Below are 15,847 nucleotides of genomic sequence, written 5' to 3'. Positions count from 1 at the left end.
GGCGATGACGCGAGTGATTCAGTGGGCCACCGGTGTTACCGGGATGTTGTCACTCCGAAACGTGATCGGCCGCGCGGACCTTGACCTTGTCGGCGTACGTGTCTACGACTCTGTCAAGGCCGGCGTCGACGCCGGGGTGCTGTGCGGTCTCAGCGAAACGGGAGTGCTCACGACCGATGACCGTGACGCGGTCATCGGCACTGACGCCGAGATCGTCCTCTACATGGGCAAAGTGGAGATCGACACCGAAGGGTGCTTCGCCGATGTCTGCGATCTATTGGCCTCTGGCAAGAATGTGGTGGCGACCGGAAGCCGGTTCATTCATCCCAGGTCGTTGCACGAGTCACTGGCCGACGACATCGAACAGGCTTGTCGCACGGGCAGTTCATCGTTCCTTGGCTTGGGCCTGTACCCAGGTTTCTTCGGTGAGTCTCTGGTGCCGATTCTGTCGCGGTTGACGCAGAGCTCGAGTCGGATCTCGGTGCGGGAAGTGCTCAATTACTCCACTTACGCCAGCCACGATCTCATCTTCAACGCGATGGGCTTTGGCCATTTGCCCGAGGACACCACCCCGCTACTGACCAACACCGAATACGCGGCGAGCGCATGGATTGGCAGTGCGACCGTGCTCGCGCAATCGCTTGGGCTGGAGATCCGTTCGGTGAAAGGCTTCCGCGAGGTGGCGACGACACCGCGGGCGCTGACTGTCGCTGCCGGCGAGATACCTGCGCACACCGTGGGCGCTATGCGCTTCGGTGTAGTCGTGGATTGCGGTGACACCATCATCTCCGTCGAACACCTCACCCGTATGGCCGACGATCTGGTTCCGGACTGGCCGACCGAGATCGGATACGAGGTGACGTTGGAGGGTGAACCGAATCTGAAGCTTCACCTCGAGATCGGCTCCAGCGAGGAAGATCACGCCGAGCAGGGTTGTCTGGCGACTGCTATGCATGCAATCAACGCGATACCAACGGTGATTGCCGCCGAACCCGGCCTCTATGACCTATCTACGATCGCACCGTTCGCCGGGCCCCGACCAGGATCTCCAAAATATGTCTGACATCGACGGCGGCACAGGCGATTACTGATTTGACAAGCAAGGGAACCATGGCGATGACCCAAATTTCATTTCGAGACCGAGTAGCGATCGTGACTGGCGGAGGGCGCGGGTTGGGAGAGGCGTACAGCCGTGAGCTGGCCAACCGCGGTGCGGCGGTCGTCGTGCACGACAACGGCGCAGACGTCGATGGCAACGGCCACGATCCGGGACCGGCCAACGATGTTGCGGCGGCTATCCGTGACAATGGCGGCCGGGCTGTCGCCTGTACATCCGATGCCAGCACGGAGTCCGGTGGCAGCGAAGCGGTCGAGCTGGCGGTGAGCGAGTTCGGCCGGCTCGACGCGATCATCGCAAACGCGGGCAACGCCTTCAACACCAACATCGAATCCTGGCCGACTGAGCGCTTCGAATCGCTTCTGCGACATCATCTTTTGGCCGCATTCCACGTGATAAGACCGGGGTTCGCGGTTATGAAGGAGGCGGGCTACGGCCGGGTCGTTTTCGTCTCGTCCTCGGCCGGAGTCTTTGGACAGCACGGGATGCTCGGTTACGCGGCAGCGAAGACCGGCATGCTGGGCTTGATGAAGATCGTCGCTCTCGAGGGTGCCGACTGCGGAATTGCGGCCAACGCCATCATGCCGATGGCGCGCACACGAATGGCAGACGCAGTCATGGGCGAAGCCGCGCAAACCGAGGATGGCAGCGCGTTCCTGGACACCCTTCGAAAGGATCAGGTGGCACCGGTAGTCGCCTACCTGGCCAGCGAAGCATGCACAGCGACTCGACTGGTGCTGAGTGCGTTTCACGGCCGCGTAGGTGCACTGCAGATCGGCGTCACGCCGGGTTGGCGGGCGCCCGACGGAACTCTCACCGCCGAGGCCGTCGCGGCCCATTTGCCCGAGATCACTGACACCACAGGGCTCGTGGTGCCGGGATCACTCTACGACGAGATGGGTCTGGGCTTCCCGGACTAGACGAGCTGTGACTGCACAACCAGTTCGTCAGCCAGGCTCGAATCCTCGTAGACCATTCGGATACCCGAGCGGACGTCCGCGGTGATCGCCTGCTGTGGCGGGCGTGAATCGGAGTACTCGCCGACGGGCAGGCCAAGCATCGCCGCCGCGGCCTTGAACGCGCCACCCCAGTGCGTGAAGTATCCCGGCCGATCCGGCGCGGTGGTCAGATATGCGGTCAGGCCCATCTGCAGGTCCTCGAGGCCCGAACTCGCGGCAAAGTCGACAGCCTCGGTGAGTTCGTCGTTCCAAATGAGATTCCAGTAGTGGGTCACCTGGCGGTTGTCGGGCGTCTCGAAAAGATAGGAAGATGCTGCCAACTGAACTCTCGAGGTCAGGCCCCGACGTAACCACCCTGCTGCATACGCGATCGGATCTGTCTCCCATACGACGAATTCTGGTGCCAGCGCCCGAGTCTGCTTAGTGTGCCACGGCGCCATGCCGCCAGCCTTGACCGCACACACCGCCGGTACAGCGTCATGGATGAGCGCGAGATCCGCGGGGGTCAACACGTAGCCCGACGACGGCGAGTTCAAGATTCCCAGCGCGATATCGGTTCGGTCGGCGACGTACTTCAGGAAGGCAAGTGTTCCTGGACCCCCGTGGGTCTCCATCATCGGGGTCTGGATGTAGCAGACATCGGCGCCGTTGGCCTGCGCATGCTGGGTCAATTCGACCGTGTCCTGGACGGTGATGCTGGACGTGCACGTCTGGATAATCGTGTCGGGCGCGATCCCGCGCGCCACCTCGATCCCGACTTCCAGCAGCAGCTTTCGCTCGTCCAGCGTCAGCGACCAGAATTCGCCGTTGCCACTCGTCAGGAAGAGCAATCTTCTCTCGAGCCCGTCGACGATGTGAGTTATCAGACTTCGGTAGGCATCGAGATCGAGCGCTTCGCCGTCGGGGCCGCGGAACGGTGTGTACGGAGACTCGCCGATCAAGGGGCGGTTGAGCACGGTATGGGCCCAGTCCCGTGCCTCACGAGCTCTGGCCATGTCAACCTCCGGTGGTGTCCGGCAACGAGCGAGAATTATTATTCTCTCATGCGAGAGCATTTGTTTTCGAGTATCCCGGACTGATGGACATTTTGGCTTCCCGCCCACACCCGGACCTCGCCACGCTGTCCTATAGATACGCTGCCGCGTTGGACCAGCGGGACCTCCGTTCTGCCCTCGCCGTATTCCACCCGGATGCCGTGCTGCGGGCACGACCGCCCGGTCGAAATCACATGGTGCTGTCGGGCCACGCGGAGTTGGCGAAGCTCATCAAGGCAGTAAGCCACTGGCCTAGGACGTTTCATCTGGTCGGGCAGGGTCTTTATGAATTTGCGCATGAAACTGCCGTGGGCGAGGTCTATAGCGTGGCGCATCATTTCAGCTCAGCGGAGCCACGATCCGGAGACGACTACGTGATGTTCATTCGCTATCACGACCGCTACGTCCGCGGTAGCGGCCGCTGGCTCATCTCCGAGCGAATCGTTGTCACCGATGCTGTCGAGTACCGGGAGGTGGGCAGCTGAAGATCGACTCATGGACGCGATGTCTGACGCAACGTCTGCTTACGCAGGAAGTCGGGCGCGAACCTGCGTGCTCGCCACAGCGGGCCCGCCACTCCGGGGAAGACGAACAGCGGCGGCCGCTTCTTGGCGATTTTGCGTTCTACGTGGTTCATGAACGCATCCACGCTCATCGCCCGCATATCCCCGAAGGCGGAGCCGTCGATTGTGCGAACATTCCTGGCGAGAGGGGTGTCGACTTCGGTCGGGCATACGCAGCTGAGTCGCACATTCGTACCGTGTAGTTCATTGGACAGCGCCTCTGCATAGGCGGTTGCCGCGGCCTTTGATGCCGCGTAGGCGGAGAACTTGGGCGACGGTAGCCACCCGGCGAGTGAACTGATGATCACCAGAGAACCCCGGTCGCGCTCGAGCATCCCGGGTACGACTGCGCGACATATATTGACCGTTCCGAACAGGTTGACGTCGAACAGCGCCTTGATGTCTGACATCGGCTGGTGGACGGCCAGGTCGATCCGGCAGATCCCAGCGGCGTGAAAGACATGGTCGATGGGTCCGAGGTCAGCGGTCACTGCGTCGACCATGGAGGCGACTGCCCCTTCGTCGGAGATGTCGCACGGGTAGGCGCGCACACCGTCTGTGCCAGCGCATAATTCGTCGAGGCCCGCGGCGTCGATGTCGACCGCCGCTACCTTGGTGCCCGCTGCCGCCAATCGCCGGACGGCGACCAGCCCGATGCCGCTTGATCCGCCTGTCACGATGGCGGTTGCGGTCCTCACCGGTCTCCGCCAGATGGCCGGAAGTAGGGAAGAGTTATTTCGCCGACGGGATGAAACTCGACCCGGACGGTCATGCCGACCGCGAGATCGTCCACGCTACAACCGATCACGTTGCTCACCATCTGATAGCCCTCCTCGACGTCGATGATCGCGGGGGCGTAAATTTCGGTGAACGCCGGCGAGAGCGGACGGTATGCCACGGTCCAGCTGTAGACGACGCCGAGTCCTCGACTGTCGGTCCATTGCAGTTTCCGACAATGACATTTCGTGCAGAGTGGAGCGGGATTGAAGATCGCCGAGCCGCATTGCGTACATTTCTGGTAGGTCAGCCGGCCTTCCGCGCAGGCCTCCCAGAACGGGGCGGACAGTCGCGACGGCCGCGGCAGCGGAATCCCTTGAGTCTGCGGAACCAACAGTGTCATGGCTGCTCACTCCCCAGTAGGATGACGTCGTTGAACAAGGCGCCCGCGCCGCCGTTGGATGCCATGGCCACCTCTGCATCCGGTACCTGCATGGTCGCGCAAGAACCCTTTAACTGCTGGACACCCCGAATTACCCGCTGAAGCAGTTGCACTGACCCGCCACCATGGCTGAAGGACATCAGCCCACCGTCGGTGGTGATCGGAAGCTCGCCGCTGGGTTCAAGTGCCCCGCTTGTCGCGTATTCACCACCCTCGCCGCGCTTACAGAAGCCGAAAGCCTCCAACTGGCGGATGATCTCGAAGGAGAACGGATCGTAGAGTTCGGCGACGTCGACATCGGGTGGCTTGAGACCCGCCATCGCGAAGGCACGCTCAGCGGCGCGCTGCCCCACATAGCCGTTCTCGATCGCGTCGGGTCGATTGCCGCGAAGGTCCCACGACGGAGGGTGCTGGTAGGACGGTCCGTTGTGATCGATTCCGCCGCCCAGGATGTACACCGGTGTGCACCGCAAATCTTTCGCCCGCTCCGCGGTGGTCATCAGCAGGGCGCATCCACCTTCGCCGGTCAGTGAGCAGTCCAGGAGGTGGAACGGGTCGGCTACCATGCGCGAAGCCAGCACATCCTCAGCCGTGAACGGCCCACGGCCGTAGTAGATGGCCTCGGGATTGACGTGCCCGTTGTTGCGGATGATCGCCGCCACACGCGCCATCTGTTCGGGCGTGGTGCCGTACATGTACATGTGTCTGCGCGCGATGAGCGCGAACTCCAACGCGGTGTAGATGCCGAACGGCAACACGAACTCGCTAGTCACGCGGGTCCAGGGGGCAGTGGCCGACCGATCGGTGTAGACGCCCGCGCCCCCGCCCGCGATCAGCACCGCGCCGCAATGCCCGACTGCGATCGCATCGGCGGCGGCCAGCACCTCAGGAATACCACCCATGCCACCGGTGGGGGCCCAGGCGGGCATCAGACCGAGAAGATAGGTGAGGTCGACGTTGAACTGTCCAAGTACCCCATCGATTTCCAAGGGATCGATGCCGGCGGCGTCGATCACTCCGATAGCCGCTTCGATCGCGATCGACAGCGAGGTATGTCCGGGCAGCTGTCTGGCCTGCTGGGTGTTGTGGACTGCGGCGATGACGACCTCGCGGTAGGGATGGGTGCCCATCTACCGGGAGGTCTTCGCCTTGGGTCGAAGCACCGACGACAGCTTCTTGAATTCGTCGGCCTCGGGGCGCTGGCCGACATGGGTGATGACGTCGACATCCGGCGACTCTGCCCGCAACGCACCGGTGGTACAACGTTCTCGCGACCGGTGCTTGAACGGGTCGAATTGGAAGTGGTTCATCGCGTTCTGGTGGGTGATCTTGTTGATCTGAACATCGGTGAGTCCCTGTGCCGCCGCAAGAAACAGCTCGGGTCCGCGCGGCCACGTGCCGTCAGAGTGCGGAAAGTCGCTCTCCCACATGACATTGTCGATGTTGAACTCGTCGATGAGCTTGAGTCCGATCGGTTCTTCGATGAAGCAACCGAGGATGTTGCGCTCGAACACCCCTCGTGGCCCGTCGGCATCGACGAAACGGTGGTGGGTCCACGCCTCGTGACGCTCCTGAACGTGCTCGGCGCGCCAGACGAAATACGGCATCCAGCCGATGTCCCCTTCGGTGATGGACCAGCGCAACGTCGGAAACCGGTGGAAGATCTTCGACCACAGCAGCTCGGCCATCAGCACGGCAGATTGCAGGCCACTGATCGTGAAGATCACACTTGGCGGCGCGTCGCTCGACATCGGGGTGCCGCGGCCACTCGAGCCGAGGTGACAGCACAACACGGTGCCAACATCGACGCATGCCGTATACAGAGGGTCCCAGTACTCGTTGTGAATTGTCGGCATGTCCAGCTTCTCCGGGTTTTCTGAGAAACTGACTGCATGGCAACCTTTCTCGGCCAGCCGACGGACTTCTGCCGCCGCCAACTCGGCATCGAAGAGCGGAAGCAGGCCGCAAGGGATGAAGCGGCCGGGATTCGAACCGCACCACTCGTCGACGTGCCAGTCGTTGTAGGCCTTGATCATCACGAGGTTGAGGTCGCGATCGGGGTGAAGGTTGAGCACCTGACCGGCAAATCCCGTCCAGTTCGGGAAGTTGAGTCCGGCCAGGTGCCCGCCGGCGTTCATGTCCTTGACGCGCTCGTCCGGGTCGTAGCATCCGGGCCGCATCTCGTCGTAGCGTGCCGCATCGAGATTGAAGAATTCGCGCGGCTTGCCCGCTACCGCGTTGAGGCCGAGATTACGGCCGGGATAGTCGCCATACCACCACTGTTCGCGGCCCTGCTCGTCGGTGACCACTTTGGGTGCCCGGTCCCTGTACTTCGCCGGAACGTGTGCGTCGAACATCGTTCGCGGCTCGCAGATGTGATCGTCGACGCTGATCATGATCAGGTCATCGGCATCCATTGGCGGTCTCCTTCTAGAGCTCGTTCAGGGTGGTGGACAACGCGTCGGCGATCTGTGCCACGTCGTCAGGTGCCAGCCCGTTGTGCGAGGGGAGGCACAAACCGCGGTCCATGACGCGGTCGGCCTCGGTCAGGCCCGACGCCGGCATGCGATGGGAGATGTTGATGAAGCCAGGTTGGCGTAGGATGTTCCCCGTCCAGATCATTCGAGATGGCACGCCGCGTTCGAGTAGTCGCTGCTGGAAGTCGCTGCGGTCGATGCCGTCCGCGAGCAGGAACGGGAAGCGCATCCACGTGGTGTTCAGTTCAGGCAGCGTCCGGGAGCGAATCACCTTGTCCTGGTGCGGTTCCAATGCCTCGTTGAGCGAGTGATAGTTGCGCTGTCGGATGGCGTTGAACTCGTCGAGCCGCTGCAACTGAACCAGTCCGAAAGCGGCCATGATTTCCGACGGTTCGAAGTTGTAACCCATGTCGTCGAAGACGAACACCATGTCGTAGTCGGTGCCGTCGGGCAGCTGGCCGAAGCGTTTCCAGTTGCCGCGCTCGGTGCCGAAAAAGTACTTCTCGCTGCGTCGGCCCCAACGTCTGCGGACCAGGGTCGAATTGAACCAATCGGGATTGTTCACCGCGATCAGGCCACCATTGCCGGCTGCAGTGATCGCATGACCGCGCGCGAAACTGGTCACCGAGATCTCGGCGCGCAGCCCGGTGCGTGTGCCGCGCAGGTGGGAACCGATCACGTCGCAGCTGTCCTCGATGACGATCAGCCCGTGCGCGTCGGCGACGGCGCGGATGACATCCCAATCAGGGCAGTTGCCGACGAGGTTCGGGGCGAGGATTGCCTTCGTGCGCGGCGAGATCATCTCCTCGATCCGTTCCGAGTCGATCTGGAGAGTGTCGGCCTCGACATCGACGAATGCGGGCACGATGCCATTGCGGACGAGCGGTGCGACGTCGCTGCTGAACGTCAGCGGTGACGTGATGACCTCGTCTCCGGGTTCGCACCCGAGCAGGTCCACGGCGAGCCAGAGCGCCGACGTCCCGCTGTTCACCATCACCCCGTGCTGCTTTCCCAAGAGGGCAGCGACGGCAGCCTCCATGTCGCGCACGCTACGACCGAGGTCGAAGTTGCCGCGCCGCAGCACCTGCACCACGGCGTCTATCTCACGGTCATCGAAAACAGGTCGAGCTTCTGCGATCTCGCGATTTCGCGCCTTCGGTTCGGCGGTCACAACACGTCTCCCTGGGGTTGTTCAGAATTCGATGATGGTGCGGACACCGACACCTGCCACGAGATCGGCCAAGCCGGCATTGACGTCCTCGACCGGCCTGCGTGACGTGATCATCGATTGCAGGTCGAGTTGGCCGGCCCGCCACATGTCAAGGAAGCGCGGAATGTCGCGGCGGGCGTTGGAACTTCCCATGAAGCAGCCGACGAGTTTCTTCTCCGACATGCCCCACAGCAGAGCCGCAGGAATCTTCAGGGTGTGGTCGCCGGGAGGAGCACCGACGAGAACCGTGGTGCCACCGGGCCGTGTCGCAGAGATCGCCACTCGCTGAAGCGCGCCGACTCCGGACGCCTCGAACACGGTGTCGGCGCCCTCACCCTCGGTGAGATCACGGACGACACCGACAAGGTCATCGGCTTCAGGGTCGATGAGATCTGTGGCTCCCAACTTTGCGGCGAGTTCGCGCCGCTCGGCAATCGGATCGCTCAGCACGATGCGTGCGGCACCCGCGATGCGCGCTCCCTGCACAACGGATAGCCCGATACCGCCGGCCCCCAGGACGACCACCGTGTCTCCGGGCACGATGTCGGCGGTGTTGAGAGCGGCACCGACGCCGGTCTGTACCGCGCAACCTAGGACACAGGCGATCTCGAGGGGGGTGTCGGCCGCTACCTTGACCGCCGCCGCCTGCGTTACCAGAGCTGCCTCGGCAAAGCCGCCGACGTTCATGCCTCGGTACACACGCTTGCCGCCGCGGGACAGTCCGGTTTCGCCGTCAACGAACGTCGATGCGAACACCGCCTTGTTACCCGCGCACAGTGCGGGTTGTCCGCGCAGGCAGGCTCTGCACCTCCCGCATGCCACGGTCGGGCTGAGCACCACTTTGTCGCCGACAGCCAGTTCATGTACGTCTGGGCCGACCGCCTCGACGGTTCCCGCCGCTTCGTGACCGAGGATGAGCGGGCTAGGGCTGTACCCGCTGACGATCAGCGAATAGTCGGAATGGCAGATGCCGCAGTGGTTTACCTTGACACGAACTTGGTCGCGCCGGGGGACGTCGATATCGACATCGTCCACGATCTCGAGTTCGGCGGAATCGACGAACAGCGCGGCTCGCATCATCGACCTCCGCAGAATGCGGCGAGGTAGCTGCCGACCAGCCGGCGGCGGTCGATTTCCGCCGGTTGCCAACCGGACACCAGGTCCGAGCCGTCCAGGGTCCGGACTGGCCGACCGAGCTCGACGAGCAACGACAAGCTGGTCGCCACGCGTCCGGTCATCACACCAGGCTCACCGGAGCACAACGCGAGAGCGGCCTCGGCGAAACACTCGACGGGTTCGGAGTAGTCATCACGCACACCGGCAACGGCGCTGGCGTTCTCGGTGGCCACGGCCGCTTCGGGTGCAAGCGCGTTGACCGCGATTCCGTCGGGCCACAGCTCCATCGCCGCTCCCGTTGTGAGGCGATCAAGCATGGCCTTGGTCGAGCCGTAAAGGCATTGCGCACCCACCATGGGGATCGCCCGGTAGGGCGGGCCGATCTTTGGGGCCGCGCCCTGCGAGGAGATGTTGAGAATCCAACCGGCGCCCGCGGCGGTCATCCCCGCCAAAGCGTATTGCGAGAGCTCCCACCCGGCCCACACGTTGACGTCGACCTGACGATGAAATTCCTCCGCAGTGACCCCGGTGAACCTCAGCTCGAAATTGCGGGTGGCTGCGGCGTTGTTGACCAGTATCTGGACCGGGCCGCCAAGTGCGCCTTGTGCTTCGGTGATCAGCGAAGCACGGTCGGCGGGATTGGCGAGGTCGGCGACGATCGGCACGGCCTTGCCGCCCACTGCGCTGATGTCCTCGACTGTCTGTTGCAGTGAGCCTGCGTAGGCGCCGTCGCCGTTGTGTCTGGTGCGGGCGGTGACCGCGACCCGGGCACCTTCGGATGCGAGCCGAATCGCGATCGCGCGGCCGATACCACGAGCCGCGCCCGTGACGACAGCGACTTTGTCGTTCAGTATCTTCGGTGGATTCACGCGGGCACGCCGATCGCCTTGGTCTCGGTATAGGCGCGCACGCCGCCGATCCCGCCATCGCGACCGAAGCCGCTCTGCTTGTACCCGCCATAGGGCGCGTCGCCCGGCCCGATGCCGTTGACTGTGACCTGACCGGTTCGCATCCGACGGGCGATGTTTGTTGCGGCGTCGTCGTCATCACTCCATACCGACCCGGCCAAGCCGTACGGTGAGTCGTTGGCGATGGCGATCGCGTCGTCGATATCGGTGTAGGTGAGCACCGACAGCACAGGACCGAACACCTCTTCCTGCGCGATTTCGGACGACCGGTCGACGTCGATCAAAATGGTTGGCTCGTAGAAGAATCCAGTGAGGCCGTCACGTCGGCGTCCCCCTGTCACGAGGGTCGCACCCGCAGTCACTGCACGGTCGACCATTCCGGCGACGCGATCGCGATGCGCCGCGCTGATCAGTGGCCCCATCCTCGTCGCCGGGTCGCGAGGATCACCGAGCACCACCTCACGGGCCAGCGCGGCAAGTCGGTCGATCACCTCGTCGCGGCGATGCTCTGGCACCAGCAACCTGCTGTTGAGGATGCATGCCTGGCCCGAATGCAGAGTCACGCAATCGAACAGCAGTCGCGGCAGGATTGCCTCCACGTCGATATCACCGTGAAGGATGCACGCCGACTTGCCGCCGCACTCCAGCAGCAGGCGCTTCATCGTCGACCCGCCGTTGGTCATGATGGTGCGCCCGACCGCCGAACTTCCGGTGAACGACACCATGTCCACCCCCGGATGCGTCGTGAGCAGCTCGCTGGCCGTCAGACTGTCGGTGGTGACGACGTTGACGACACCATCAGGAATATCGGTGTGCTGGTCGATGATTCGGGCGAGCGCCAGCCCGATCATCGGAGTGAGCGGTGACGGCTTGAGTACCACGGTGTTGCCGCCGGCGAGGATGGCAGACAGCTTCATCACGTTGATCATGTGGGGAAAGTTCCACGGGGTGATGACCGACACCACGCCCATCGGTTCGTGGCGGATGAGGCAGCGTCCTTCAGCACCGAATGTCTCCTGCTCGTACTCCATCGGAACCAGCGCGTGCTCGGCACCACGGCTGGCCATGAATGCCGGACCGTCGATCTGTATGGTGTGCACCGCGTCGACGACGCCGTACTCCCGTCGGGCCAGATCGACGACATCGCCGCGATGTGCGAAAAGTGCGTCACTGAGCTGTTTAAGACAGTTGGCTCGCAACTGGGGGTCCGCGGCCCACGCTCCGTCGTCGGCAGCCCGGCGAGCGGCGACCACGGCTCGCTCCATCTGACCTAAGTCGGCGTTGGGCGCCCGACCGAAGACCTCGCCGCTGGTGGGGTCGATGTCCTCGATCCAACCGGCACGAGGCGATTCCCACCGCCCGTCGACGTAAACCTCAGCGGATGCGGTGATCGCCCTTTCAGCGGTGGACACGGAGTTCGTCCTTCCTAACAAATCTTACAGTTTGTTCAGATCTGTATGATCTGAAACCTATCACTACGAGAAATTGAGAGCTATACCCATACAGAAATTCCTAGAGTGTTGTATCGTAACGGGGCCATGAACACCCGAGACTCGATCGTCGCCGGTGCCTGGGCGTGCATCCAAGAACGCGGCGTGAAGCGTGCGAACATCGCCGAAATCGCCAGGCAGTCCGGGGTGTCGCGAGCCACCGTCTATCAGTACTTCGCCGACAAACGCGAGATCATCGACGCAGTCGTGGCAGGGGCGTCGAAGTCGGTGTTCAAGTTGATGGGGCAGGCGATGGCGCAGGGCATCGGGTTGAGGGCGCAACTGGCGCTGGCCGCGCGCTTCCTCGCCGCGCACCGGCAGTCGCTGCATCAAGGTCAGGCCAAGTTCGATGCCGCGGGTTCAGCACTTCTGCTGATCGACGAGTCCGGTGAACTACTTCAAGGATTCACAACGTTTCTCGAGCCGTACGTCGCGGCCGCGCAGATGCGCGGTGAGATCAGAAGTGGCCTGAACCCGGTCGCCACGTCTGAATGGTTCGCACGCATCCTCATGTCGCTCTACGTCACGCGCTCACAGTCACTCGACCTCGACGACCCGGCTGCCGCAGCGCAATTCGTCACCGATCACTTCGTGATCGCCTCTGACGTGGGGGCACCTGAGGCAGTCGATCCCATCGGCCTTTTCGCGGGCCGCGCGACATGAGCTGTCTCGCAGGAAAGGTCGCGATCGTGACCGGCGGCGGCAGCGGTATCGGTGCGGCGTGTTCGCAGGCGCTGGCCTCGGCCGGCGCGTCCGTCGTTGTGGCGGATATCCGTGAGGACGCCGCGATTGGCGTCGCCGAGGCAATCAAAGATGTTGGCGGACAATCAGTTCACGTAGTCGTAGACGTCAGCATCGAGGCGGAGGTAGCGCGGATGGTCGCCAAAACCATCGCCGAGTTCGGCATGGTGGATATCCTGCACAACAACGCCGCTGCGATAGAACTCGCTTTGTCAGATGGCGCTGTGCACGAACTCGACGCGGCGGTGTGGAATCGCACCCTTGCTGTCAACGCGACCGGTGCCATGCTGGGAACCAAACACGTGATTCCCCATATGCTGGCCAACGGCGGAGGCTCGATCATCAACACATCGTCAGCAGACGGACTCGTCGGCGACAGCGGTCGCGGTGCCTACTCCGCTTCAAAGGGCGCGTTGCAGGCATTCACGCGCAACGTTGCAACGCAGTACGGCAAGCGCGGCATCCGATGTAACGCCGTCGCTCCCGGAATCATCCTCACCGAATTGGTTAATGCCGCTGTGCCGCAGTCGATGAAGGACACCTGGTTGCGACACACCCTCACACCGAGGCTGGGTGTTCCCGAGGACATCGCTGGTCTTGTCACATTCCTCGCCTCTGATGCAGGCGCCTACATCACCGGTCAGACCATCGTTGTCGACGGCGGCGAGACCATTCACCAACCTTGGTGGGCGGACGAGCTTCCGTTCTAGCCATGCAGGCGGTCACCGATGACGCCGTCACGCCCCAGTTTGTCGATATCGGTGATGTCAAGCCCCAGAAGGGCTTCGAGCACTTCTCTGTTGTGTTGCCCAAGTGTGGGCGCAGGTGTTTCGAACCACTGTAATTCGACGCGCGAGGCCGCACGAAATGGAATGCCGAACACCTCGTGCCGACCAACCACTGGGCCGTCGATCTCCTCGATGAACCGCCGAGTCCGTAGACCGGCGAGCTGTGGCACGGCGGCGGGTGCAACGACCCGTGCCGCGGAAACACCCGCAGCGACAAGAATCTCGACAAGATCGTCGACGTCGCGACCCTCGAGAGCCGCCGACAACAGTTCGTCCAGCCGGTCATGATGTGCGCGCCGACCGTCGTCCGTGCTCAGTGAATCATCCGACATCCACGCCGGGTAGCCCAGCACGCCTGAGAGCGCCTGCCATTGAGCGTCGCTTTCGACCGCCAGCGCCAACCACGCCTCTCGTCCAGCACACGCATACAGACCTTGTGGAGCCGCGACCGGAGAACGATTGCCATCCCGCATGAGTTCGACTCCGTACGCGGAATACTCGATCATGAGTTCGGCAGCGGTGTTCAGTGCCGTCTCGATCATCGGCACCTCGACAAACCGTCCGACGCCGCTGCTCTCCCGTTCGTGGAGCGCGGCGAGTAGCGCGGCGAGTGCGTGCATACCCGCGGTCGGATCGCAGGCGCCTCTGGGGATCAGCGGCGGACCGTCTGGATAGCCGGTGATCCACGCCATGCCAGACGTCTGCTCCATGGTTTGCGCGAATCCCGTGCGATCACGCCACGGCCCATCGAGCCCGAATGCGGGCATTCGCACCATGATTGCTCGCGGATTGCGGGCGTGAACAACCTCCCATGTCAGACCGAAAGAGTCCATCACCCGTGGGGAGAAGTTGTCGATTACGACATCGGCGGTTTCGATCAGCGTCAGCAGTAGTTCACGACCGGTGGGTTGATCCAAATCGAGGGTCAGGCCCCGCTTGTTCGCGTTCACGCCTTGATACACCATGCTCCACTCCCACCACCCATCGTCGCCGGGCGGCTTGACGGTCGTGAAACGCATTCCGTCGGGTCGCTTCGCGGACTCGACCTTGATGACGTCGGCTCCCAGTGCCGCCATGATGTTGGTTGCCGCAGGCCCTGCCCAGAAGGCCGTCAGGTCGACAACGCGAATGTCCGCGAGCGGTTCGCCGACCGGCTGGGGCACCCGAGAAGGTCGGATTCTTGCGGGCCACGTGTACCCGGAGTCCTCTCCCAGTTGTGGCGCTGGCGACGGCGGGCTGGTGCGGAGTCCGTCCGTCGAGTGCGGCGTCCGTGGCTGCCGAAACCCCATCGGATTGTCGACGTATACCCGCCGGTCCACAAAATGGTCGAGATCTCCTATGGTGCTTGGCCTTCCGATCGGTGCAACCGGAACCCGCAGTAGCGACGCAAGCTCGATGATCTCTGCGGTGGTGTGTTTAGTCGTCCACCCATGGAGGATCGCGGCGAACTCGCGCTGATTGATGATTCGCTGGCCCGCGTTTTGAAAGCGGGGATCGTCGCCGAGGTCGGGATGCCCGATCATCGCGGCGAGGTCTGCGAACTGCTGCGCAGTCACCGTGCAGAAACCGACGAGACCGTCGCTGGTCGGCTCGACCGACGGCGACTCGACGCTGCGCACAGGTCCGCGGTATTCCGCGGCTTTGGGTAACTGGCCCGCCAGCGACGCGTAGAGATGGCCGTATCCGCCCATCGTCACGCACATGCATTCCAACATCGAGACGTCGACATGGTCGCCCCGGCCCCCGGCGAGGAAGGCAAGCGCGGCGACGGCGGCGTAGGTGCCCGAAATCCATTCGCCGAGCCGACCGCCGACTGCGACAGGTGGACGGTCGGTGCTGCCCCGCGAGGCGGTCGACCCACACAAGGCTTGGAGAGTGAACTCAGTCGCGGGCCGTCGCGCCCACGCCCCCGACCGTCCGAAGGGCGTTACAGACACATTGACCAAGTGCGGGAAACGTTCTCGTAGTTGCTTGATGTCATCATCTGAGAGTTGCCCACTCTCGATCACGATGTCGGCGTCACCAATCAGTTCAATGACCTCCGGATCCCCGGGGCCGCCGCATATCGAGCGCTTACCGCCGTTGAGGAAGCAGAACAGGGCGCCGTCCTGGTCGGCAGGGCGACGGCCGGACGCTGACCACGCGCGTAGCGGATCGCCTGAGGGTGGTTCGATCTTGAGCACGGCGGCGCCCATGTCACGCAACAGGTGTGTGGCGTAGGGGCCAGCAACTCCGGTGCTGAAGTCGACGACGCGGACATCGTCGAGCGCGAAAGCCAGGTCCAC

15 protein-coding genes are annotated in these 15,847 nt (G+C 63.2%); 5 read left to right on the top strand and 10 right to left on the bottom strand.

What is annotated here, in order from left to right:
* Positions 1-4: 4 nt before the first annotated feature.
* Positions 5-1,063 (top strand): dihydrodipicolinate reductase, encoded by a 1,059-nt coding sequence (locus ACIA48_RS09460; RefSeq protein ID WP_396730049.1) that lies wholly within the window; start codon positions 5-7, stop codon positions 1,061-1,063.
* An 89-nt stretch (positions 1,064-1,152) separates the two neighbouring features.
* A complete protein-coding gene (locus tag ACIA48_RS09455; protein WP_396730047.1) occupies positions 1,153-2,037 on the top strand; it encodes an SDR family NAD(P)-dependent oxidoreductase in 885 nt (294 codons plus the stop codon).
* Here ACIA48_RS09455 and ACIA48_RS09450 read toward each other — a convergent pair.
* Positions 2,034-3,071, bottom strand: coding sequence for a dihydrodipicolinate synthase family protein (locus ACIA48_RS09450; RefSeq protein WP_396730045.1), 1,038 nt, complete (start codon positions 3,069-3,071; stop codon positions 2,034-2,036). The two genes, ACIA48_RS09455 and ACIA48_RS09450, sit on opposite strands and share 4 nt — an antisense overlap.
* Before the next feature lie 14 nt (positions 3,072-3,085).
* On the opposite strand from ACIA48_RS09450, the gene ACIA48_RS09445 reads away from it, so the two are divergent.
* Positions 3,086-3,595, top strand: coding sequence for a nuclear transport factor 2 family protein (locus ACIA48_RS09445; RefSeq protein ID WP_396730042.1), 510 nt, complete (start codon positions 3,086-3,088; stop codon positions 3,593-3,595).
* A gap of 8 nt (positions 3,596-3,603) precedes the next feature.
* Here the strand turns inward: ACIA48_RS09445 and ACIA48_RS09440 are convergent, their stop codons facing one another.
* From ACIA48_RS09440 to ACIA48_RS09405, 8 genes are read right to left on the bottom strand one after another with little or no spacing between them, the layout of a single operon-like run.
* Positions 3,604-4,371 carry an SDR family NAD(P)-dependent oxidoreductase gene (locus ACIA48_RS09440; RefSeq protein WP_396730040.1) on the bottom strand — a complete coding sequence of 256 codons (768 nt, stop codon included), beginning with the start codon at positions 4,369-4,371 and terminating at the stop codon, positions 3,604-3,606.
* The gene (locus ACIA48_RS09435) at positions 4,368-4,793 is read right to left on the bottom strand and encodes a Zn-ribbon domain-containing OB-fold protein (protein ID WP_396730037.1); all 426 of its coding nucleotides are present in this window, start codon (positions 4,791-4,793) and stop codon (positions 4,368-4,370) included. The genes ACIA48_RS09440 and ACIA48_RS09435 overlap by 4 nt, the downstream gene beginning before the upstream one ends.
* A complete protein-coding gene (locus ACIA48_RS09430; RefSeq protein ID WP_396730035.1) occupies positions 4,790-5,962 on the bottom strand; it encodes a thiolase family protein in 1,173 nt (390 codons plus the stop codon). The genes ACIA48_RS09435 and ACIA48_RS09430 overlap by 4 nt, the downstream gene beginning before the upstream one ends.
* A complete protein-coding gene (locus tag ACIA48_RS09425; protein ID WP_396730032.1) occupies positions 5,963-7,249 on the bottom strand; it encodes an amidohydrolase family protein in 1,287 nt (428 codons plus the stop codon).
* A gap of 13 nt (positions 7,250-7,262) precedes the next feature.
* Entirely contained in the window at positions 7,263-8,480 is a 1,218-nt protein-coding gene (locus ACIA48_RS09420; RefSeq protein ID WP_396730029.1) for a DegT/DnrJ/EryC1/StrS family aminotransferase, read from the bottom strand.
* Positions 8,481-8,501: 21 nt separating this feature from the next.
* A complete protein-coding gene (locus ACIA48_RS09415; RefSeq protein ID WP_396730026.1) occupies positions 8,502-9,599 on the bottom strand; it encodes a Zn-dependent alcohol dehydrogenase in 1,098 nt (365 codons plus the stop codon).
* Positions 9,596-10,504 (bottom strand): SDR family NAD(P)-dependent oxidoreductase, encoded by a 909-nt coding sequence (locus ACIA48_RS09410; RefSeq protein WP_396730024.1) that lies wholly within the window; start codon positions 10,502-10,504, stop codon positions 9,596-9,598. Before ACIA48_RS09410 ends, ACIA48_RS09415 begins: the two co-directional genes overlap by 4 nt.
* Complete coding sequence (locus ACIA48_RS09405; protein ID WP_396730022.1) at positions 10,501-11,955, bottom strand: aldehyde dehydrogenase family protein; 1,455 nt, start codon at positions 11,953-11,955, stop codon at positions 10,501-10,503. The genes ACIA48_RS09410 and ACIA48_RS09405 overlap by 4 nt, the downstream gene beginning before the upstream one ends.
* A 126-nt stretch (positions 11,956-12,081) precedes the next feature.
* Here ACIA48_RS09405 and ACIA48_RS09400 point away from each other — a divergent pair, with 126 nt between their 5' ends.
* Both ACIA48_RS09400 and ACIA48_RS09395 read left to right on the top strand, forming a co-directional pair.
* A complete protein-coding gene (locus ACIA48_RS09400; RefSeq protein ID WP_396730020.1) occupies positions 12,082-12,696 on the top strand; it encodes a TetR/AcrR family transcriptional regulator in 615 nt (204 codons plus the stop codon).
* Positions 12,693-13,484, top strand: coding sequence for an SDR family NAD(P)-dependent oxidoreductase (locus ACIA48_RS09395; RefSeq protein WP_396730018.1), 792 nt, complete (start codon positions 12,693-12,695; stop codon positions 13,482-13,484). The genes ACIA48_RS09400 and ACIA48_RS09395 overlap by 4 nt, the downstream gene beginning before the upstream one ends.
* Here ACIA48_RS09395 and ACIA48_RS09390 read toward each other — a convergent pair.
* On the bottom strand, positions 13,481-15,847 hold the full coding sequence (locus ACIA48_RS09390; protein WP_396730016.1) for a CaiB/BaiF CoA transferase family protein: 2,367 nt from the start codon (positions 15,845-15,847) through the stop codon (positions 13,481-13,483). The two genes, ACIA48_RS09395 and ACIA48_RS09390, sit on opposite strands and share 4 nt — an antisense overlap.

Origin of the sequence: Mycobacterium sp. NPDC051804 (assembly GCF_044452905.1) — a bacterium.
Lineage (GTDB): Bacteria > Actinomycetota > Actinomycetes > Mycobacteriales > Mycobacteriaceae > Mycobacterium.
This window is presented reverse-complemented; position numbering and strand designations above follow the sequence as displayed.

Coding starts and splice junctions, on each gene's coding strand:
- ACIA48_RS09460 (WP_396730049.1), top strand. CDS start 5: ATGACGCGAGTGATTCAGTGGGCCACCGGTGTTACCGGGATGTTGTCA.
- ACIA48_RS09450 (WP_396730045.1), bottom strand. CDS start 3,071: ATGGCCAGAGCTCGTGAGGCACGGGACTGGGCCCATACCGTGCTCAAC.
- ACIA48_RS09435 (WP_396730037.1), bottom strand. CDS start 4,793: ATGACACTGTTGGTTCCGCAGACTCAAGGGATTCCGCTGCCGCGGCCG.
- ACIA48_RS09430 (WP_396730035.1), bottom strand. CDS start 5,962: ATGGGCACCCATCCCTACCGCGAGGTCGTCATCGCCGCAGTCCACAAC.
- ACIA48_RS09425 (WP_396730032.1), bottom strand. CDS start 7,249: ATGGATGCCGATGACCTGATCATGATCAGCGTCGACGATCACATCTGC.
- ACIA48_RS09415 (WP_396730026.1), bottom strand. CDS start 9,599: ATGATGCGAGCCGCGCTGTTCGTCGATTCCGCCGAACTCGAGATCGTG.
- ACIA48_RS09400 (WP_396730020.1), top strand. CDS start 12,082: ATGAACACCCGAGACTCGATCGTCGCCGGTGCCTGGGCGTGCATCCAA.
- ACIA48_RS09395 (WP_396730018.1), top strand. CDS start 12,693: ATGAGCTGTCTCGCAGGAAAGGTCGCGATCGTGACCGGCGGCGGCAGC.